Annotated in this window: 20 protein-coding genes; 3 read left to right on the top strand and 17 right to left on the bottom strand. The window is 43.8% G+C overall.

Annotation, left to right across the window (positions count from 1 at the left end):
• Positions 1-13 precede the first annotated feature (13 nt).
• Both DXD06_RS04060 and DXD06_RS04055 read right to left on the bottom strand, forming a co-directional pair.
• Positions 14-1,009, bottom strand: a complete 996-nt coding sequence (locus tag DXD06_RS04060) for an AAA family ATPase (RefSeq protein ID WP_117830748.1) — start codon at positions 1,007-1,009, stop codon at positions 14-16.
• A 14-nt stretch (positions 1,010-1,023) separates the two neighbouring features.
• Complete coding sequence (locus DXD06_RS04055; RefSeq protein ID WP_014078576.1) at positions 1,024-1,260, bottom strand: hypothetical protein; 237 nt, start codon at positions 1,258-1,260, stop codon at positions 1,024-1,026.
• 151 nt (positions 1,261-1,411) lie between these two features.
• Between DXD06_RS04055 and DXD06_RS04050 the strand changes: the two genes are divergently transcribed.
• Both DXD06_RS04050 and DXD06_RS04045 read left to right on the top strand, forming a co-directional pair.
• Complete coding sequence (locus DXD06_RS04050) at positions 1,412-1,843, top strand: helix-turn-helix domain-containing protein (protein ID WP_014078575.1); 432 nt, start codon at positions 1,412-1,414, stop codon at positions 1,841-1,843.
• A 57-nt stretch (positions 1,844-1,900) separates the two neighbouring features.
• Positions 1,901-2,956 (top strand): tyrosine-type recombinase/integrase, encoded by a 1,056-nt coding sequence (locus DXD06_RS04045; RefSeq protein WP_117830747.1) that lies wholly within the window; start codon positions 1,901-1,903, stop codon positions 2,954-2,956.
• Positions 2,957-3,139: 183 nt separating this feature from the next.
• On the opposite strand, the gene rpsI is transcribed toward DXD06_RS04045, so the two are convergent.
• The 11 genes from rpsI to DXD06_RS03985 all read right to left on the bottom strand — a co-directional run bounded on the left by rpsI (position 3,140) and on the right by DXD06_RS03985 (position 12,547).
• Positions 3,140-3,532, bottom strand: coding sequence for a 30S ribosomal protein S9 (gene rpsI, locus DXD06_RS04035; protein ID WP_022044823.1), 393 nt, complete (start codon positions 3,530-3,532; stop codon positions 3,140-3,142).
• A gap of 19 nt (positions 3,533-3,551) precedes the next feature.
• Entirely contained in the window at positions 3,552-3,980 is a 429-nt protein-coding gene (gene rplM / locus DXD06_RS04030; protein ID WP_022044824.1) for a 50S ribosomal protein L13, read from the bottom strand.
• Between the two features lie 322 nt (positions 3,981-4,302).
• Entirely contained in the window at positions 4,303-5,037 is a 735-nt protein-coding gene (truA, locus tag DXD06_RS04025) for a tRNA pseudouridine(38-40) synthase TruA (RefSeq protein WP_117830746.1), read from the bottom strand.
• Positions 5,038-5,111: 74 nt separating this feature from the next.
• Positions 5,112-5,927 (bottom strand): energy-coupling factor transporter transmembrane component T family protein, encoded by an 816-nt coding sequence (locus tag DXD06_RS04020; RefSeq protein ID WP_055260683.1) that lies wholly within the window; start codon positions 5,925-5,927, stop codon positions 5,112-5,114.
• 25 nt (positions 5,928-5,952) lie between these two features.
• Positions 5,953-6,816, bottom strand: a complete 864-nt coding sequence (locus DXD06_RS04015) for an energy-coupling factor transporter ATPase (protein WP_022044827.1) — start codon at positions 6,814-6,816, stop codon at positions 5,953-5,955.
• Positions 6,817-6,849: 33 nt separating this feature from the next.
• A complete protein-coding gene (locus DXD06_RS04010; RefSeq protein WP_022044828.1) occupies positions 6,850-7,707 on the bottom strand; it encodes an energy-coupling factor transporter ATPase in 858 nt (285 codons plus the stop codon).
• 1 nt (position 7,708) lies between these two features.
• The gene (locus DXD06_RS04005; protein WP_022044829.1) at positions 7,709-8,212 is read right to left on the bottom strand and encodes a tRNA (cytidine(34)-2'-O)-methyltransferase; all 504 of its coding nucleotides are present in this window, start codon (positions 8,210-8,212) and stop codon (positions 7,709-7,711) included.
• Between the two features lie 3 nt (positions 8,213-8,215).
• Positions 8,216-9,388, bottom strand: a complete 1,173-nt coding sequence (locus DXD06_RS04000) for an aminotransferase class I/II-fold pyridoxal phosphate-dependent enzyme (RefSeq protein ID WP_022044830.1) — start codon at positions 9,386-9,388, stop codon at positions 8,216-8,218.
• Positions 9,388-9,867: an Lrp/AsnC family transcriptional regulator gene (locus tag DXD06_RS03995; protein ID WP_022044831.1), complete on the bottom strand. Its 480-nt coding sequence runs from the start codon at positions 9,865-9,867 to the stop codon at positions 9,388-9,390. The genes DXD06_RS04000 and DXD06_RS03995 overlap by 1 nt, the downstream gene beginning before the upstream one ends.
• Positions 9,868-9,881: 14 nt before the next feature.
• Positions 9,882-10,859: an AIR synthase-related protein gene (locus DXD06_RS03990; protein WP_117830745.1), complete on the bottom strand. Its 978-nt coding sequence runs from the start codon at positions 10,857-10,859 to the stop codon at positions 9,882-9,884.
• Between the two features lie 11 nt (positions 10,860-10,870).
• The gene (locus DXD06_RS03985; RefSeq protein WP_117830744.1) at positions 10,871-12,547 is read right to left on the bottom strand and encodes a VanW family protein; all 1,677 of its coding nucleotides are present in this window, start codon (positions 12,545-12,547) and stop codon (positions 10,871-10,873) included.
• Positions 12,548-12,796: 249 nt separating this feature from the next.
• On the opposite strand from DXD06_RS03985, the gene DXD06_RS03980 reads away from it, so the two are divergent.
• A complete protein-coding gene (locus tag DXD06_RS03980) occupies positions 12,797-13,384 on the top strand; it encodes a hypothetical protein (RefSeq protein ID WP_117830743.1) in 588 nt (195 codons plus the stop codon).
• Here the strand turns inward: DXD06_RS03980 and DXD06_RS03975 are convergent.
• From DXD06_RS03975 to DXD06_RS03960, 4 genes are all read right to left on the bottom strand, one after another.
• Positions 13,365-14,087 carry a 3'-5' exonuclease gene (locus DXD06_RS03975; RefSeq protein ID WP_278308187.1) on the bottom strand — a complete coding sequence of 241 codons (723 nt, stop codon included), beginning with the start codon at positions 14,085-14,087 and terminating at the stop codon, positions 13,365-13,367. The two genes, DXD06_RS03980 and DXD06_RS03975, sit on opposite strands and share 20 nt — an antisense overlap.
• Before the next feature lie 70 nt (positions 14,088-14,157).
• On the bottom strand, positions 14,158-14,733 hold the full coding sequence (locus DXD06_RS03970) for a manganese efflux pump MntP (protein ID WP_117830742.1): 576 nt from the start codon (positions 14,731-14,733) through the stop codon (positions 14,158-14,160).
• A gap of 23 nt (positions 14,734-14,756) precedes the next feature.
• Complete coding sequence (locus tag DXD06_RS03965) at positions 14,757-16,916, bottom strand: hypothetical protein (RefSeq protein ID WP_117830741.1); 2,160 nt, start codon at positions 16,914-16,916, stop codon at positions 14,757-14,759.
• 12 nt (positions 16,917-16,928) lie between these two features.
• Positions 16,929-19,007 carry an efflux RND transporter permease subunit gene (locus DXD06_RS03960; protein ID WP_117830893.1) on the bottom strand — a complete coding sequence of 693 codons (2,079 nt, stop codon included), beginning with the start codon at positions 19,005-19,007 and terminating at the stop codon, positions 16,929-16,931.
• Between the last annotated feature and the right edge of the window lie 19 nt (positions 19,008-19,026).

The raw sequence follows: 19,026 nt of genomic DNA, 5'->3' as shown, positions 1-19,026 counted from the left end.
ATTGTTAAACTCTTTATTCCGGCATTACCCAAGTCCAGTAAATTGTTCCATCTTCTGCTTTTTCTTTATCTGATGTTATACCCAGCTTTTTCTTTGCCGATAAAAGAGTATTTCTCTTAATGCTCCTCTTTGCAGCTTCCATCATTATTTCATTAGATGGAATTACCTTGTTTGAACCAAAGTATTCTTTGATAAAATTCTCCGCAATGTCGAGCTTCTTTTTTCCTCTTCCTTCATTGCCGGATAACAGCTCATCTATGGTGATGTCATATGGTCCTATGCATACCATTCCATTATCCTCAGTCATTTCAAATCCTATCGCATCCCCTGCCGGAGCTAATGAAGATTTATCATGTGCCATTATTCTTATATTAGGTTTATCACGAAGCCTCGCAACCAGCAGAACACTTCTGGCAGTTGCCTGTATATCAATAGAACCAAGTCCTCTGTATGTTGATTTACTTCCAGATGCCTTATTCATATAACCAATAAGAATAATTGCACAATTATGCTTTTCTGCTATTATTCCAAGATGCTTTAACACCGGTCTTATTTCATTTGCTCTATGCATATCAACTGTAGCTCCGATATATGCCTGAATCGGATCAAGAATGATTAACCTCGCCTTAGTCTCAATTATTGCCTGCTCCAGCCTATCATCTGTCATTGATAATTCCTTATCTGTCTCATCAATAACCCGAATCATGGAACAATCTGCTCCTGCCTTTTCTAATCTGGGCTTAATTGTATCTTCAATTCCATCTTCTGCTGTCTGATATATGATATGAATAGGTTCATATTCCTTATCATCGTCACAGGGGAGCGGCAAGCCCCTGCTAAGAGCTGCCGCTAACTTGAGAACCAAAGTTGTCTTTCCTTCTCCCGGATCTCCTTCAATAATTGTTATCTTTCCGTATGGTATATATGGATACCATAGCCATTCCACCTCCTTTGAAACCACATCCTCCATATGAATAAGTTTCAGTTCAACATTCTGTTTTTCAACCATATTCATCCTCCTTGCTATACTGCTTCTTTGTTAAAATATCCTGTTTCTTCCCAAACTTTTTTATCCGGACAATAATAGCTGAACTCATTTGAGCTGCCTACCTTTATTGCCGTTCCAAATTTGAGTAATCCTTGTTGTATTCCCAGCCTTACATACTGTGCATCCTTCCCTATTGCACTTGCAATCTCTTTTATTGGTACATTTCTCCCTGTAAAAGCTGGTAAATCACCCTGATAGATAACCTCTGGCATCTCTACCACCTCCTCTTTTTATATAGAGCATTTCTTGCTCTGTTATGTTTTGTATTATACAGACCTTTATTTGCTCTGTCAATAGTTTAAAATTTAATGTTGACTATTAAATATTAGTGTGTTACATTTACAATCACAGGAGGTTGAGGCAATGAATACCGGTAAAAAGATTAAATTAATACGAACCTTTCGTGGTTTAACCCAGAAAGAACTAGGCGAAGCTTGTGGAATACATGAAGTTGCAATCCGTAAGTATGAGCTTGGAAAGAATCTTCCTAAGCCTGAACAGCTTAGAAAAATTGCAGATGCACTTGGTGTCAATGTTAATTCATTGATGGAATTTGATATCGAGGCTGATGGTGATGTACTACCATTACTATTTGCTATTGATGAAACATTTGACATTTCTATCAAGGATTTAGACGGAGAGCCCGGTATATTCTTTTCCAATAAGAATCTTGTTCAGTTTCTTAAAGACTGGCAGGCTATGAAAGAATTACTTGATAATGGCAGCCAGACACAGGATAATTACGAAATATGGAAGACTATCCGCCCAAGTGTGACAAAGGTAACCCACGAATAACAATCATTTTATCCGCTTGCTATCAGCTTTCTAGTAAATAGCGAAAGGATGGTGCTTATGAAGTTACCCAACGGATACGGAAGCGTTGTAAAACTTTCCGGCAAAAGAAGAAAACCTTATCAAGTGAGAAAAACTGTAGGCTGGCACTACGATGAGGCGAAAGACAAACAGGTTCAGGATATGATTACAATTGGATATGCAGCTACCAGAGCTGATGGCTTGCAAATGCTTGCTGATTACAATAATAATCCATTTGATACCAAGGCTGCTAAGATGACATTTTCAGATGTCTATGAAGAATGGTCAAAGCGTAAGTTTCCTACTATATCTGAATCTAATGTAAAAGGATACACAGCATCCTATAAATCCTGTGAACCCCTTTACAACAAAATTTTCAAGGATATTAAATTAGTTGATTTACAGACTGTTATTGATACCTGCGGTAAGAATTTTCCTACTCTCAAGAAAATCAAAGTCCTGTTTAACCAGCTATTTGATTATGCTTTGAAAAATGATATTTGCAACAAAGATTATTCAAGCTTCGTTGATATTGTTCAATACAAGGATCGTAACCCTAACAAATACGATAGAAACAAGTTTGAGAAAAATGAAATTGATATTATCTGGGAACAAAAGGAAGACAAATATTATCAGATAGTATTGATGCTCCTATATAGCGGAGTCCGTATCTCTGAAATGCTTGATTTGAAGAAAGAGAATGTTCATCTGAATGAACAGTATTTTGATGTTATCTGTAGTAAAACAGAAAATGGTATCAGAAAAGTTCCAATAGCAGACAAAGTTCTGCCATATTACAAAGCTTGGTATGAATCCTGCCCTGAATGTGAATATTTACTTCATACAGAAGCCGGAAAACATTTTGAATACCGAAACTACTACGATAGCTATTTCAAGCCATTGATGGAACAGCTAGGTATTAATCGTACACCTCACTGCTGCAGACATACATGCATCTCAATGTTAGCAGAAGCTGGTATTAACCAGACGATTATCAAAAAGATTGCGGGGCACTCAGGTGCAATGACACTCACAGAGAAAGTGTATACCCACTTTGATATAAAGGAGCTTGTAGATGCGATTAATAAGATTTAAACAAAGAAAAGGACATTCCCCAGTATCTCTACTGAAAAATGTCCTATACATATCAATATCTTTGTTGCATACCTGCTGCATATGTGTTGCATTCGATGTAAATTCCAGCACATCTGACGGCATTCCACAACTTCTGTAACCCTTGAAAAATGAGCTTTTCTTGATATCTTCGTTCTTGAAAGATTATCTCTTTGAGAACTGTGGTGCACGACGAGCTGCTTTGAGACCGTATTTCTTACGCTCTTTCATACGTGGATCTCTTGTTAAGAATCCAGCAGCCTTAAGAGTAGGTCTGTACTCGTTATCTACCTGAAGGAGTGCACGGGAGATACCATGACGGATGGCACCGGCCTGTCCTGAGTATCCGCCACCCTTTACGTTTACTAAAACATCGAACTTGTCAACTGTCTCAGTTGCTACTAATGGCTGACGAACGATTACCTTTAAAGTCTCAAGACCTAAGTACTCGTCAATATCTCTTTTATTGATTGTGATCTTTCCTGTTCCAGGTACTAAATAAACTCTGGCAACAGATGATTTTCTTCTTCCTGTTCCGTAATACTTTGTATTAGCCAATGTTGTTTACCTCCTCTGATTAGAATGTTAAAGCTTCTGGCTTCTGAGCTGCATGCTTGTGATCTGGTCCTGCGTATACAAATAACTTTGTGTACATCTGACGTCCTAAAGGTCCCTTTGGAAGCATTCCCTTAACAGCGAACTCGATGACACGCTCCGGATGCTTGTTGAGCATTTCCTTAAGAGTTGTCTCCTTGATTCCTCCAACGTATCCTGAATGACGGTAGTATACCTTCTGATCTAACTTCTTACCAGTTACTTTGATCTTCTCAGCGTTCACAACGATTACGTAATCACCGGTATCAATGTGTGGTGTGAAGATTGGTTTATTCTTTCCTCTTAATACTTTAGCAACTTCTGATGCTAAACGTCCTAATGTCTTGCCTTCAGCGTCTACTACATACCACTTTCTGTCGATGGTAGCAGGACTTGCCATAAATGTTTTCATGGGTTTTCCTCCTTGATAGATATTCAAATCAATAAAATGCGAACAGTTTCAAGCCTCGTATGTCCGGACGCTGCTCTTTCCTGCTCTGCTTTTCTATATAGTTTAAATGCTCGCCGGGGCTTTTGGCTCACATTTACGTACTATCACAGACTTATATATTATATTACCCGGGTCTTTTGTTGTCAAGCAGATTTCTCGTGTAAATCCCCATTTTTCCACCTTTATCCACAGGTTCTGTAAAAAATGCCATCTATATCCACAATCAAAATCTATTTTTTGACATATTCAACAAATCAACACAAAAATGATCCTATTCCGTGGTTTATTCGTACTCCAGTCCGATCATTGTCAGTCCGTGTGCAGGAGCCGTCGGTCCTGCCACACTCCGGTCACAGGCATCTAAAATCGTCTGCATCTCCTGTGGGGCAAACTCTCCCGCTCCCACCTTTATCAGTGTTCCTGCAATGATCCGCACCATATTATACAAGAACCCATTTCCCGTCACCCGGATCGTGATAATATCCGCTTCTTTCGTGACCGTACATGCATAGATCGTCCGTACGCTGGTTTTCGACTGTGCATTGACCGCACAGAAACTTTTAAAATCATGCTCGCCAACCAGATAATCCGCGGCCTCCTGCATTTTCTCCACATCCAGCGGATAATGATAAAAATATGTATCCAGCCGCCTGGTCGGCATGCGGAACCGCCGGTTTAGTATCCGGTACTCATAGGTCTTTCGGCTTCTGGAAAAACGTGGATGAAAGGTATCCGGCACTTCGCAGGAATCCTGCACCACGATATCTTCCGGCAGCCTCTGGTTTAATGCGTAGCTGATCTTCTCCGCCGGCATACGGGTATCCGTATCAAAAATACAGACGTTTCCCAGAGAATGTACCCCCGCGTCCGTGCGGCTTGCGCCGGTCACGCGGATGTCTTCCCCAAGAAGCGCCTGCAATGCTTCATTTAATTTCTGTTCAATGGTCACACCGTTGGGCTGAATCTGCCAGCCGCTATAGTGGGTTCCGTCATATGCGACGACCATTTTTACTCTCATATTTCTTAATCCTGTTCTGTCAAATTTCCTGTTTTCAGATGATTTATATGCTGCTGCCGGCGGTCACCGTCCTGCTACTGTGGCCAGCGCAACAGCACTCGTGCAACAATCACAAGCACAAGAAATGCAATCAATATCACATAGGCTTTGCGGTCTGTTCCCTGATAGCGCAGCGGTTTCATCTTTGTTCGTCCCTCTCCGCCACTGTAGCAGCGGGCTTCCATGGCCATGGCAAGATCGTCCGCGCGACGGAACGCCGATACAAATAACGGAATCAGAAGCGGCACCATGCTTTTGGCTTTCTGGATCAGATTGCCGTCCTCAAAATCGGCACCACGCGCCATCTGTGCCTTCATGATCTTGTCCGTTTCCTCGATGAGAATCGGAATAAACCGCAGGGCAATGGACATCATCATCGCAATCGCATGCACCGGTATGTGAATCCGGTTCAGCGGAGACAATGCTTTTTCAAGTCCATCGGTCAGCTGGTTTGGCGTCGTGGTCAGTGTCATGAGAGACGTTCCAATGATCAGATAGATCAGCCGGATCGTCATAAGCACCGCATTCATAATACCTGTACTGGTCAGATGAAACGGTCCCCAGTGCCAGTACTCCGTACCGGTCGGTGTAAAGACCAGATTAAACACTGCCGTAATCAAAAGCAGCACCACAATGGCTTTTAACCCTTTTACGATATATGAAAACGGTACTTTTGAAATTTTGATCATAAAAATAAGCATACCGGTTATAATCGCAAATCCCAAAATGCCCCGGAACGTAAACAGCGCAATAATATATATCATTGTCGCAAATAATTTTACACGCGGGTCCAGTTTGTGTACGACAGAATCTGCCGGATAATACTGGCCCAGAGTAATATCTCTTAACATAAATTTCTCCTGTGCTCTGCAAACACTAAATGACGTTTTTCTCCCGAAGTGCCGACAGAATTGTCTGTGCTGCTTCTTTTGCCGTGGTTGCCTGTGTATCCACAGGAAGTCCCCGTTCCGCAAGTTCATGTACCAGATACGTCACCTGCGGCGCAGCAAGTCCTACCGCCTCAAGCTCCTTATAATGCGCAAACACCTGCTTCGGCAAAGCATCAAACATCACGGCACCGTGATTCATCACAATGATGCGATCCACATATTCCGCCACATCTTCCATACTGTGCGATACCAGAAGAATCGTGATTCCAAGTTCCCTGTGCATCTTAGAAACCAGTCCAAGGATTTCATCGCGCCCTGCCGGATCAAGTCCTGCTGTCGGCTCGTCCAGAATCAGCACATCCGGTTTCATTGCAAGTACTCCGGCGATTGCCACACGGCGCTTCTGTCCGCCGGACAGATCAAACGGCGGCTGATAAAATAACTCTTCCGGAAACCCGACGTTGCGCAGCGCTTCAAACGCTCGCAGTTCTACATCCCTGCGATCCAGTCCCTGATTCTTCGGTCCAAAACAGACATCCTCAAAACAGGTGGTCTCAAACAGCTGATGATCCGGATACTGGAAAACCAGCCCCACTTTGCTCCGCAGGGCTTTCATATCATACCCTTCATCATAGATGTCCTGCCCATCCACATAGATGCTTCCGGATGATGCCCGCAGCAGTCCGTTCAGCAGCTGAGTCAGAGTCGATTTTCCCGATCCCGTATGACCGATAATTCCGATAAATTCGCCCTGATGAATCTGCAGATTGACATCCTTTAATGCCTGAATCTCATAAGCAGTACCGTCGCTGTATGTGTAATTGATCTTGTCTAAAATGATTTCTGCCATCTTTTTATCTCCTGCCTGTGCGCATATCTTTGTCTAGGCATTTGCCACGGACATAATCGCATCCACCAGTTCTTTCCTCGTAAGGATTCCCTGTGGAATCGGTACGCCCGCGCTGCGCAGTTCATCTGCCACAAGCGTTGCCTGCGGTACATCCAGACGATGTTCTTTCAGCTCGTCCACACGCGAAAAAATATCGCGCGGTGTACCGTCCATCACGATCTTTCCTTTCTCCATGACGTACACATAATCTGCGTCAACCACTTCTTCCATATAATGTGTAATAAGAATGATGGTAACGCCCTTTTTCTTATTCAGATCATGTGCGGTAGCAATAACCTCTTTGCGTCCGTTCGGATCAAGCATCGCTGTCGGCTCATCAAAGACAATGCATTTCGGTTCCATTGCCACAACACCGGCAATTGCAACACGCTGTTTCTGTCCACCGGAAAGTTTATTTGGAGAATGTTTGCGGTATTTTACCATATCCACAGCTTCTAAACTCTGATTGACACGCGTCCAGATTTCCTCTGTCGGCACCCCGATATTTTCGGGACCAAATCCCACATCTTCTTCTACCACACTGGCAATGATCTGATTGTCCGGATTCTGAAATACCATCCCGGCAGTTTTCCGGATCGGAATGGTATTGTCCTCATCGAGTACATCCATTCCATCCACCCAGATCACGCCTTCTGTCGGTGTCAGCAACGCATTGATATGTTTGGCAAGTGTCGACTTGCCCGATCCGTTGTGTCCGAGAATGGCAATGAACTGTCCCGCTTTTACATCCAGATTTACATGATCGAGTGCCGTCGTAATAGACTCAACATTGCCTTCCTCATCTCTGCGGAAAAATTCGTGTACAACATTTTTTGCTTTGATAATTCCCATTTTAATCGTCCCAGCTCAGTCTGTGAAGCTGTCCTTCCAGCTTCATATGGTCAAAATCGTTCTGGCGCAGTGCCTCATAAAGCACAATGGCAACAGAATTCGATAAGTTCAAAGAACGGGTTTCCCCGATCATCGGAATACGCACACAGGTATCCGGATTCGCCTTTAAGATTTCTTCCGGAATTCCTGCACTCTCTTTTCCGAACATAATGAAACAGTCCGGTTCATAATGGACATCCGAATACACATGACGTCCTTTTGTTGTCGCATAATAAATTTTTGCACCCGGATTTCTTTTACAGAAATCCTCCCAGTTTTCATATACGGTGACATCAAGATCTTTCCAGTAGTCCATGCCGGCACGCTTTAAATGTTTCTCCGATAAAGAAAAACCAAGCGGCTCAATCAGATGCAGCTTTGTACCGGTTGCGACACAGGTTCTGCCGATATTTCCCGTATTTGCTGGAATTTCCGGCTCATGTAATACAATATTTAACTCTGCCATTTTTTAATTCTTAATCTCCCGAATCTCCGTTACAAACTCAGCCACGCGATCCAGTGCAATCCGCAGATCATCCAGGGAATATGCATAAGATATACGAAGGAATCCCTCTCCGCAGGCACCGAACGCCGTACCCGGAACAACCGCAACTTTCTTCGTCTGCAGAAGTTTTGTTGCAAACTCATCACTGGTCATACCCAGATCCTTAATACAAGGGAACGCATAAAATGCTCCAAATGGTTCAAAACAGGAAAGTCCCATCTCTTTGAACCGCTCCAGTACATAACGGCGTCTGCCGTTGTACTCTTCCCGCATCATGGCAACATCTTCATCCCCGTTGCGCAGTGCCTCTACCGCCGCATACTGGCTGGTGGTCGGCGCACACATGATCGCAAACTGATGGATCTTTAACATCTGTTTGATGATTACTTCCGGTCCACATGCATAACCGAGTCTCCATCCGGTCATTGCATGCGATTTGGAAAATCCGTTGATCACGATTGTTCGCTCCCTCATTCCCGGAATGGAGGCGATGGATACATGATTGTCCAGATAGGTCAGTTCCGCATAGATCTCGTCACTCAGGACAAACAGATCATGTTTCTTTACCACTTCTGCAACTGCTTCCAGATCCTTCTTTTCCATAACCGCCCCAGTCGGGTTATTTGGGAAAGGCATAACAAGAAGCTTTGTCTTCGGCGTGATTGCAGCCTCAAGTTCTTCTGCCGTCAGGCGGAATTCGTTCTCTGCCTTCAGTTCGATCGGAACCGGTGTTCCATTTGCCAGTACACAACAAGGCACATAGGATACATAACTTGGCTGCGGAATAAGTACCTCATCTTGCGGATCTAACATGGCACGCATGGCAATATCAATTGCCTCACTGCCTCCGACTGTCACAAGCATCTCCTTGTTATAGTCATAGGAAAGCCCGAATCTCCGGTCAAGATATTTGGAAATCTCAATTTTTAATTCCTTTAAACCTGCATTTGAAGTATAAAAAGTTCTTCCTTTTTCAAGGGAATAAATTCCCTCATCACGAATATGCCACGGTGTATCAAAATCCGGCTCTCCGACGCCGAGAGAAATTGCATCATCCATCTCACTGACAATGTCAAAAAATTTCCGGATACCCGATGGCTCAATGGTTGTAATTGTTTTTGATAATGGATTTCTCATTATGCCATCATAATCCTTTCATCTTTTGCTTTCGGAGCCATAACAGTTCCGTGGTCTTTATATTTCTTTAAAATAAAGTTTGTCTTTGTGCTGAGTACCTGATCCAAGGCAGAAAGCTTATCGGATACAAACTGGGAAATCTCACGAAGTGTCTTCCCCTCCAATGTAACCATCAGGTCAAATCCGCCGGAGATAAGATACACGGAATTTACTTCCGGATAATTGTAAATGCGCTCTGCAACCTTATCAAATCCCATGCCGCGCTGCGGTGTCACACGCACTTCAATCAGTGCAGTTACTTTTTCCACACCGGCTTTGTCCCAGTTAATCAGCGTATGATATCCGCAGATAATTCCCTCCTGCTCCATAGCTTCCAGCTCATTCATGACTGCTGTCTCATCTACACCGAGAATTACGGCCAGCTCCTGTGTATCGATGCGGCTGTTTTTTTCTATAAAAGTTAAAATCTTCTCTCTCATATTTTATTGTTCTCCTAATTACATTTTACCATATTCCATAATTCGTCTGTCTGTGTTGTTTCTAAGAATCTGCGTTCCTCCCCATTGATAAGCACACGGTCATTGCTGTCGGTTGTCCTTCCGACAATAACAGCTTCCCCACCGGACTGACGGATCGCATGCACCAGTGCATTGCCATCTGCCGCTGCCAGAAGAAGACTGCCTCCCGACAGAAGCTTGTAAGGATTTAAATCAAAAAACTCACAGATTTCTATGGTTTCCTGACGAATCGGTATTTTCTTCAGATCAATTTCCAGTCCGACGCCGGAACACTGCCCCAACTCCCAGAGAGCTCCGAAAACGCCTCCCTCTGAGAGGTCGTGCATTGCAGCAACGCCAGACTTTGCGGCGACTGCGGCCTCCGAACGGATAGAAAGATAATCTATATATTTTGCCGCTTTGTCAAGAAACGGCTGTGCGTATCTGGCCGATAACTCTTCCCGGTGTTCCGTTGCAAGAATCGCTGTTCCTTCCAGCCCGACCCATTTGGTCACAATCACATCCATATCCGGCTGCGCCCCTGCTGCTGTGACAAATAATTCCCTGTCAGCTTCTCCCACTGCCTGAACAATCAGTTGCGGAGAGGTCACTGTCCGAAGAACTTCCGTGTGTCCTCCGAGAACCGGAATCTGCTCCTTCTCACTTACACGGGATACTGCCGAAATCCATGCACGCAGATCATTTTCGCTTGCGGATGTCGGGAGCAGAAGCGTCATCGTAATTCCCAATGGTTTTGCCCCACTGCATGCAAGATTATTCAATGCCGCATAAACGCCGGCTTCCGGAAACGTGTCAAATGCACGGCAGGCTTCCGCAGTAACGATCTGCTTTCCCGCAGAAGCATCCACTGCACCGAAATCTATTCCCACTCCCGGTGCCCGGACCGCAGGATTATGAAGTTGTCGGAGAACCGAGCGCTTTAATATCGACTCGGATAATTTTCCTGCTTTCATACTGTTATTTTCTATTCGCTTTCTTTGGACGATTGTGTTTTTTTCGTGGATGTATTTGTTGAAGATGTTGTTTCTTTCTTGGTATCCTGTTTTTTGGAATCTTCCTTCTTTGTATCTTCCTTTTTATTATTTTCATCCTTTTTGGAGGAATCCTCTTTCTTGTTCGTATCGCTCTTGTCTGCGTCCTCCTTTTTATCGGTATCGTCCTTCTTTTCTTCTTCTTTCTGCTCTTCTTCTTTCTTTTGCGCGTTTGTCTTTAAACCAGCTGCCGCACTTCTTACTTTTGCTTCATCCCCGATTGTAATTGCTGCCTTTAAAGCAGAAAGCGTCTCGCTTGTCGCATCTTTGGTTCCAATGGTAATAAGCTTTGGAGTTGCCTGATAATTACTCTTGTTGAACAGATCCCTGCTCTGCTGTTTTCCGTCCACCTTCACAATCTTCCACAACTGCGCAATGCATCCGGACTGTCCGGACTGGGTAACAGAAACCGAACCGGCGGTAAGGGAAGCATCCATTGTAAACTGCACCTTTGGATCTGTCTTTGAAACGGTTTCACTTTCAAACGAAATCTCCCGGTTGGATGGTCTCGTTTCTTTTCCATATACATTAAAATAAATGATACCGCCACTGCAATATCCTTCGATATATACCGGCGCATCCAGATTATTTTTAAACTTCAGATCTTTATAATTTCCGGCAATTGCCGCATCCATGGACGGTTCCACATAATGAACCAGCATGGAATGATTAAAACGCATCGTAATTTCCAGTTCTGCCCGGATAACTGCATTATATAAAGTCGTTGCAACCTGACAGATTCCACCGCCAAACGATTCCACTACCGTTCCGTTCTGATAGGCACCGGCCAGTTCATATCCGTTCTCCTGTGTAAACGGGCTGACCGTTTTTGCCAGATCAAACTCCTCTCCCGGATAAAGGATTGTACCATCTACTTTGCTCACTCCGGTTATGACATTTTTTGCACGTCCTGCACTCGAACTTGCAAAGTTTGTCGTATAAGAACCGATCAGATCCGTAATTTCTGCGAGTTCTTTCTCATCCCCGCGCGGTTCTACCGTCTTTGTTACCAGATCAATCTCATTATTGGAGCCGTCCCAGCCCTGTGCAAGAAAATCATTGATTGCATACACGGAATTTACGACATCCACCTCGACGCCTTCTTTTCCCTTTACAAATTCAAATTTTCCATTGACACGCTTTAATCCATTATCAACAGCCCCGACGGCAAGATCATCTGCGCTCTCATATATCTTTTCGGCCGTCGCCTGTTTGTTTACACTCAGATGCATATCGAGAACCAGTTTTTTCTTTTTGAGATCCTGCAGGGTTTTATACCGGTTGATCAGACTTCCGGCGTGTCCCACCGCCAAAGCTTCCTGCACGGCAGTATCCGCATCCGCGGTCACTCCCATATCTTCCGCAGTCATCTGAATGGAACCGGTTTCTCCTCTCAGCGTAAAAGTTGTATCCATCAGCCCATCCACGTATTCTTCTACCGCAGATATCGCCTGATTTTCTGTCATTCCTCCGACGTTTACATTTCCGATGGAAATTCCATTTTCAATGGTAGTCTCCTCTGCTGCCATCACTGCCTGTGTATGAGAACCGAGTCCCACCACACAAAAAAGTACTGCTGCAGCCATTCCTAACTTTGTTATCTTCTTCATATTCTTCCTTTAAAATAATTTTAGCGTTATCTTGTATTTTAACATAAACAATCACTTTTTCAAGTGCCGCTACCCATAAATCAGCGCTGAAACCAGTGTTGTAACAACCATTGCAGCGATAACAACCAACGATATGAGTGCAATCAGCTGTCTTTTTCGTTTTGAACCATTAAAATTATACATACTATTCACCTCTTTCGCAAAATCAGTTATAATGAATACACAACAATATCAGAAAGGATTTCCATTATGTTTGTATTTCTTGCTATTTTTATCGTTTTTCTGCTGTATATTAACTTTTTGATGCATAAAAATAAACGCGCCCAGGAAAATCTCGAAAAACAGTTCTGGGACCGGGAGCGCAGTGCGAATTTCACACGCAAAAAAGATATCAGCAATCTTAATTATCTTATCATAACAGAAGATAAAATACCACAAAACCTTACGACCGATGCCAAAAAATCACTGGAAACACTATGCGGTCAGAAAATGCTGAATCTTTCTTCCATGAGTAACACCGACCTGAAACTTGAATATGGTGTTGCAAACCTGGATGAACTCAGCGCATGTGATGACCGTTTTTCCACATTTGAACGAAATGCTGCCATCTATGCCCAGGAACTGAGTGATGCCGGATATACCGATCAGGCACGCCAGCTGCTGGAATTTGCAGTTTCCTGTCATGTCGACAACAGCAGCATCTACACACAGCTGGCAGCCATCTATCAGACCGGGGACAATCTCTCCGGAATCTTGCAGCTGCAGGAAGCAGCTGCGCAGCTTGCACCGTTTCCGCAAAAAATCATTCTGGAAAAACTTAAAGCTTTCCAGCCCTGATCTTATCCTGCAGCCGGGAGGCTTCACTACGTGTAAGAGTCTCCCAGCTGATACTGTCTTTCCTTCCATATTGTTCCAAAAGTTCCCTGAGCCGTTCTTTCTGATGCTCCGTTGCCGGCGTCTGTCTCTTTGCCTTATACACCAGAGGTTTCGGGACAAACAGTTCCATGGAAACACCTTCTATGGATTTTAAATTTTCAAATACCTTATAGGTTTCTACTGCATCATCCAGTGCCCGGTGTGCATGTTCCCGTTCAATCTGAAAATATTCGCACAAGCTTTCCAGTTTTTTCGACTGTGCCCCCGGAAGGAGTGCCCGCGCAATCCGCAGGGTATCACAGGCCGACAATTCCAGTGGAATTTTCTGATTGACGGCCCACTGCTTCAGAAAACTGTAATCAAAAATCAGATTATGTCCCACAAGAATATCATCCCCGATAAATTGCAGAAGTTCCTGCATTGCCACATTCTCTTCTTTCCCCAAAGCCGCCATTTCATCTGTAATCCCGGTCAGCTGTACTACCGTTTCCGGAATTGACATTCCCGGACGCACGAGCGTTCCATATGTATCTGCAATCTCTCCGTTCCGTACACGAACCGCCCCGATTTCTATTACTTTGTCCCTTTTCGGAGCCAGTCCCGTCATCTCCAGATCAAGAACCGTATAATCCATTTTATGCACCTGCCTTACGCTTTCATACATGTTTATTATACACATATAAGAAAAGAAAACCAGCCAGAATATGGCCGGTTTTCTTCCACAATAACGCTCTTTATAAAATTCTTCCAATCAATACATCCAGTCCTGCCACCCACAGCAACAGTGCGCCAACGATATATACTTTGGTTTTTGCTTCATATCCGACACGATATCCGGTATAGATGCCGCCGATCACAAATGCAACGGTACATACAACAATCATGATCAGAATCATAAGCACATTCGTTTCCAGAAATCCAAATGCAATTCCCGTAAGCAGCGTGTAAATTCCACTGATACATGCCATGCGGACAAATCTCCGGATTCCAAGATGATGTTCCAGATGTTCTTCCACATGTTCGTTTCGGATTGCTTTTACCATCAGCCGGATGCCAAGAATCATAAAAATTACCATGGATATAATCTGTCCCAGCAGTTTTTCGTCCGGCACCGACCGGTAATGACAGAACAGGGAGGACAAAAAATGCCCCAGATATAACGTAATCAACTGTGCCAGCGCAACGATTCCACAGATCACTGTCAGATTTTTTTTATTTATTTTTGCAACCAGTGATCCCTGACATTCCATTGCTGCGAAAATATCCAGAGATACCCCTGCTATTATCAGCAGGTTTTCCATCCAGTTCATCCTTTTTCCTCCGACCATCAAAATTATTTGTTATTTTCACTGTCTGCCTTGATCGCATCCTGTTTATAAATAAATTTTACGCTTCCGTTTACACCGTCTGCAACCTTTGTAAATGTCTGGTAATCCTCACCCGCATCAAGCATTGCCTGCAGTTTATCGGTCAGCGGTTTGATATCTCCGTTATAGCTGTTCGCAATCTTGGAAATACCCTTCTCGTCGAATTCTACCATGCCATCTGCCAGCGTATGGGACCCGTCATCCAGTTTATCTACACCGGACACAATCTTTACCGTGGCATCGTTGAGTGCCTTGATTCCCTTCGTCAGTGTTGGAACTGCGTCTGCCAGAGACTGTGTTCCCTTACTGAGTGCTGCGGAACCGGTAACCAGACTGTAACCGTTTTCCTGTACTGCTTCAATCTGCTGTGCAATTGTAGCCTTTGCACTCTCTGCTCCTGTAACAGCGGCTGCACTTGCTGCCTGTACGGCCACATTCTGACATGCTCCTGCCAGCTGCTCCGACAGCGTCTTTAAGCTGCTCTCCACACCGTCTGTCACCTGCTCATTGTTTCTTCCTGCTGCAAGCTGTGCCTTGATTGTGCTCTGTGTCTTGTGAAAGAGTGTGTCCTTTGCCCCACTCTTTGCATACAGCAGTTCCGCAAGCTGTGCACTTGTCATACCATCCGATACGGCATACATAACCGTTGATGTCTGATCGTTTGCCTGTGCGCCCTTTGCCCACGCTGCTTTAATGCCGGCAACCGCCTGATCTGCAGTAAGTTTGCTGTCTGCCGCCTGTCCTGCAGCTTTCAGCAATACCTGTCTTACCACTTCATTATACACGGTTTCTGCTGCATTTGCACTATAAGCGCCATCATAAAGAGAAGTAAATAATGCGCCATCCGTTGTGCTGCCATCTTTTCCTGTGCTGTAACGGAGTGCGGCATAGATCTGGTTTGCGACTTCCTGCGTTTTTCCGTTTGCAAACTCTTTTGCCACCGTCTCGGAAGCGGTCTTTGACGCTGCCTGTTTCTCTGTATCACTCATCTTTGTATTTAACGCTTTATCAAGTGTCTGGATTCCCTTGCTGATGGATTCTGCGCTGGTGTTTAATGTCTCCACACCTTTGCCCAGATCTCCGCTCTTTGAATTCAGCTCATTCATGCCGCTTGCATAATCCGCAAGATTTTTCTGTAACGTGTCCAGTCCATCGGATAATTCTTTTGATCCGTCTTTTAACTTGCTGCTTGCATCCAGCATGTCATCAATCATATCATCCAGAGAAGAAGAATCCCCGCTCTTCATGGAAATCATGCTTCCGGCATTTGCCACGATCGTCATTGCCGTATCCAGCTTGAAATCTTTTACATCGGCAGTCACTTCAAAATCTTCCGGAAGTTCCAGATCATCGATGAAATCAGAATCTTTCACATTCAGACTTTCTTTGATTCCCGGCAATGCATAGCCGATAACCACATTGCTGTCCCCGTTCTGGGAAACTTTTCCGTTCTTCACTTCCACATTGCTGAAACTGTCATCCAATACCAGTGCCGTTACTGCTGCAAACGGAACCTTTACCGTCTGCTTGTTTCCGTTTACGGTTTCTTCATAAGAAGAATTATTTGTGTAATCATAATGTATGGTAACTTTTCCGGATTTTCCAGCCAGATCCTTCGGTGCAATCTCATTTCCATCCAGATAATAAGTAACTTTCAGAGAAACCGGAGCTTCACTGTCTGTTTTTCCCTGATAGTAAATATCGGCTCCATCTGCCTGCCAGGTCAGCTTCTCTCCGTTCTGTGAGAACTCCTCGCTTCCCTTCACATTTTTGATATCTGTCAGATTGGACTGATCCTCCAGTGTAGCGGACTGGTTTTTATTGATCAGATGATCGGTGACAATGGTATCATACACACTTCCCGTTGCATCGGAAATAAGGTAAACATTTTCATCTTTTCCGATTTCTTTATCACTGACAGATACCTGAAGCAGATCCTCAATATCATCCTTCTTATCGGAAGAATCCTCTTTCTGCTCTGTCTGAACTGCAGCATCTTTCTTCTGATCTGCCTGCACGGCAACTGCTGTCATGCTGCTTCCAAGAAGTGCAATGGTCAGCACACCTGCCACAATACGGACTACATATTTATTTTTCAGTCTGGTTTTTAACTCTGATAATTTCATAATTCCATCCTCCTATTTGATTTTGTTGCGAAATCCTGCACTTGATGCACAGATCACACGGTCAAATACCATGAACATGCTTGGCAGAATAAAGATTACGACAATCATACTGATGATCGCACCACGTGCCATCAGCATACATAATGAACCGATCATATCGATGTTGGAATATAATCCCACACCAAACGTTGCTGCAAAGAAACTGAGCGCACTGACAATGATCGACTGAATGGACTTGCTCAATGCATCGGTAATTGCTTCTTTCTTATCCATACCGCGGAAACGGTTCTTCTTATACTTGTTCGTCATAAGAATTGCATAATCAACCGTAGCTCCCAGCTGTATGGTTCCGATTACAATGGATGCAATAAACGGCAACACCGTTCCTGTATATGCTGGAATACCCATGTTGATGAAAATTGCAAATTCAATAACACATACCAGAATGATTGGAAGTGAAATGGACTTAAATGTCAGTAAAATAATGATAAAAATAGCTGCAATAGAAATAATACTTACATTTTTGAAATCCACATCGGTAATCTCAATCAGATCCTTGGTACATGGTGCCTCACCGATCAGCATTGCGGTATTATCGTATTTTTTTATAATCGCATTGATCTCATCACACTGTTTATTTACTTCATCCGTTGCAGATGCATATTCCGAAACAATGACCATCATCTGATAATCCCCACTCTTGAAGATCTCCTTCACATCATCTGGAATGACATCCTGCGGAACCATCGGTCCGGTCAGGGAATCCATCGAAGCCGCAAGTTTTACCCCGTCAACTTTTTTGATCTCATCGATCATATTCATACTGTCTTTTTCGGACAGACTGCTTTTTGCCAGAACCATGTGGGTGGCACCCATATGATACTGTTCGGACAGCTTATCATTTCCGACTTTACTGCTGAAAGTCTCCGGCAGCGTACCCGTCAGATCATAATATACACCGGTATGTGTATATCCATAGATTGCCGGAATCAGCACAACCAGAAACGCAATGACAAATACCACATGATGCTTTGTGATCCATCCTGCAATTCTTCCCAGATCCGGAAGAATTACTTTATGTCTGGTCTTTTCGATTGCCTTATCGCAGACAAGAATCAGGGACGGAAGAATCGTTACACATCCGATAACGCCAAAGACAACCCCCTTTGCCATAACGATACCAAGGTCTTTTCCAAGGGTAAAGCTCATAAAACACAGTGCGATAAATCCGGCAACTGTTGTAATGGAGCTGCTGACCACGGAAGTAATTGTATTGGAAATCGCATGTGCCATGGCACGGTTTTTATCTCCGTCAAACCGCTCCTTCTGCTCCTGATAACTGTGCCACAGGAAAATGGAATAATCCATTGTAACACCGAGCTGCAGTACCGCCGCCAGTGCCTTGGTAATATAAGAAATCTCCCCGAAAAATACGTTGGAACCCAGATTGTAAATAATTGCCATGCCGATACTGATCAAAAACAGGAACGGAACAACTACGGAATCCATCGTAAGTGATAATACGATCAGAGAAAGCACAACGGCAATCAGAACATAGATCACACTCTCATTCTCTGCCAGTTTTCGGATATCATTGTTCACCGATGCCATACCACTGACAAAACACTGCTTTCCAACCAGATCATTGATCGTCTGGATCGCATCCATGGTGCCGTCCGACGACATGGACTCATCAAACAGGACTGCCATCAGCTGGCTGTCTGCGTCTTTGTTATTGAAAAAGTTGTAGATATCATCCGGAAGTGCTTCTCTTGGAATACTAAAATCCATAATAGAACCATACCAGATAACATTTTTTACATGAGGTACATCCTCAATCTTATCTGCTATTTTCTGCAGATCCTTATCCTGCATTCCCTCAACAACTACAAAAGAGAACGCGCCTGTTCCAAATTCATCCAGAAGGATATCCTGCCCTTTCATCGTTTCAATCTGTCCCGGCAGATAGGACAAAATGTCATAATTAATTCTGGTTTTCATATAGCCGATCGCGGATGGAATCAGCAGTAAAAAAGCCAGGATCAAAATCAGAAACCGACATTTAACGACTCCTTTTCCAAATTTAATCATTTTTTTCACCATCCTCTAT

This window comes from Roseburia sp. TF10-5, assembly GCF_003462365.1.
GTDB classification, from domain to species: Bacteria; Bacillota; Clostridia; order Lachnospirales; family Lachnospiraceae; genus Roseburia; species Roseburia faecis.
Note: the sequence above shows the minus strand (reverse complement) of the source record. Positions and strands in the feature narration are given on the sequence as shown.

Bases quoted from the DNA above. Each gene is read 5' to 3' on its own strand.
- DXD06_RS04010 (WP_022044828.1), bottom strand. From the start codon at position 7,707: ATGGGAATTATCAAAGCAAAAAATGTTGTACACGAATTTTTCCGCAGA.
- DXD06_RS04005 (WP_022044829.1), bottom strand. From the start codon at position 8,212: ATGGCAGAGTTAAATATTGTATTACATGAGCCGGAAATTCCAGCAAAT.
- DXD06_RS03970 (WP_117830742.1), bottom strand. From the start codon at position 14,733: ATGAACTGGATGGAAAACCTGCTGATAATAGCAGGGGTATCTCTGGAT.
- DXD06_RS03965 (WP_117830741.1), bottom strand. From the start codon at position 16,916: ATGAAATTATCAGAGTTAAAAACCAGACTGAAAAATAAATATGTAGTC.
- DXD06_RS03985 (WP_117830744.1), bottom strand. From the start codon at position 12,547: ATGAAGAAGATAACAAAGTTAGGAATGGCTGCAGCAGTACTTTTTTGT.
- DXD06_RS04020 (WP_055260683.1), bottom strand. From the start codon at position 5,927: ATGTTAAGAGATATTACTCTGGGCCAGTATTATCCGGCAGATTCTGTC.
- DXD06_RS04000 (WP_022044830.1), bottom strand. From the start codon at position 9,388: ATGAGAAATCCATTATCAAAAACAATTACAACCATTGAGCCATCGGGT.
- DXD06_RS04045 (WP_117830747.1), top strand. From the start codon at position 1,901: ATGAAGTTACCCAACGGATACGGAAGCGTTGTAAAACTTTCCGGCAAA.
- DXD06_RS03995 (WP_022044831.1), bottom strand. From the start codon at position 9,867: ATGAGAGAGAAGATTTTAACTTTTATAGAAAAAAACAGCCGCATCGAT.
- DXD06_RS04015 (WP_022044827.1), bottom strand. From the start codon at position 6,816: ATGGCAGAAATCATTTTAGACAAGATCAATTACACATACAGCGACGGT.
- DXD06_RS04060 (WP_117830748.1), bottom strand. From the start codon at position 1,009: ATGGTTGAAAAACAGAATGTTGAACTGAAACTTATTCATATGGAGGAT.
- DXD06_RS03975 (WP_278308187.1), bottom strand. From the start codon at position 14,087: ATGTATGAAAGCGTAAGGCAGGTGCATAAAATGGATTATACGGTTCTT.
- DXD06_RS03980 (WP_117830743.1), top strand. From the start codon at position 12,797: ATGTTTGTATTTCTTGCTATTTTTATCGTTTTTCTGCTGTATATTAAC.
- DXD06_RS04055 (WP_014078576.1), bottom strand. From the start codon at position 1,260: ATGCCAGAGGTTATCTATCAGGGTGATTTACCAGCTTTTACAGGGAGA.
- DXD06_RS03990 (WP_117830745.1), bottom strand. From the start codon at position 10,859: ATGAAAGCAGGAAAATTATCCGAGTCGATATTAAAGCGCTCGGTTCTC.
- DXD06_RS03960 (WP_117830893.1), bottom strand. From the start codon at position 19,007: ATGATTAAATTTGGAAAAGGAGTCGTTAAATGTCGGTTTCTGATTTTG.
- truA (WP_117830746.1), bottom strand. From the start codon at position 5,037: ATGAGAGTAAAAATGGTCGTCGCATATGACGGAACCCACTATAGCGGC.
- DXD06_RS04050 (WP_014078575.1), top strand. From the start codon at position 1,412: ATGAATACCGGTAAAAAGATTAAATTAATACGAACCTTTCGTGGTTTA.
- rplM (WP_022044824.1), bottom strand. From the start codon at position 3,980: ATGAAAACATTTATGGCAAGTCCTGCTACCATCGACAGAAAGTGGTAT.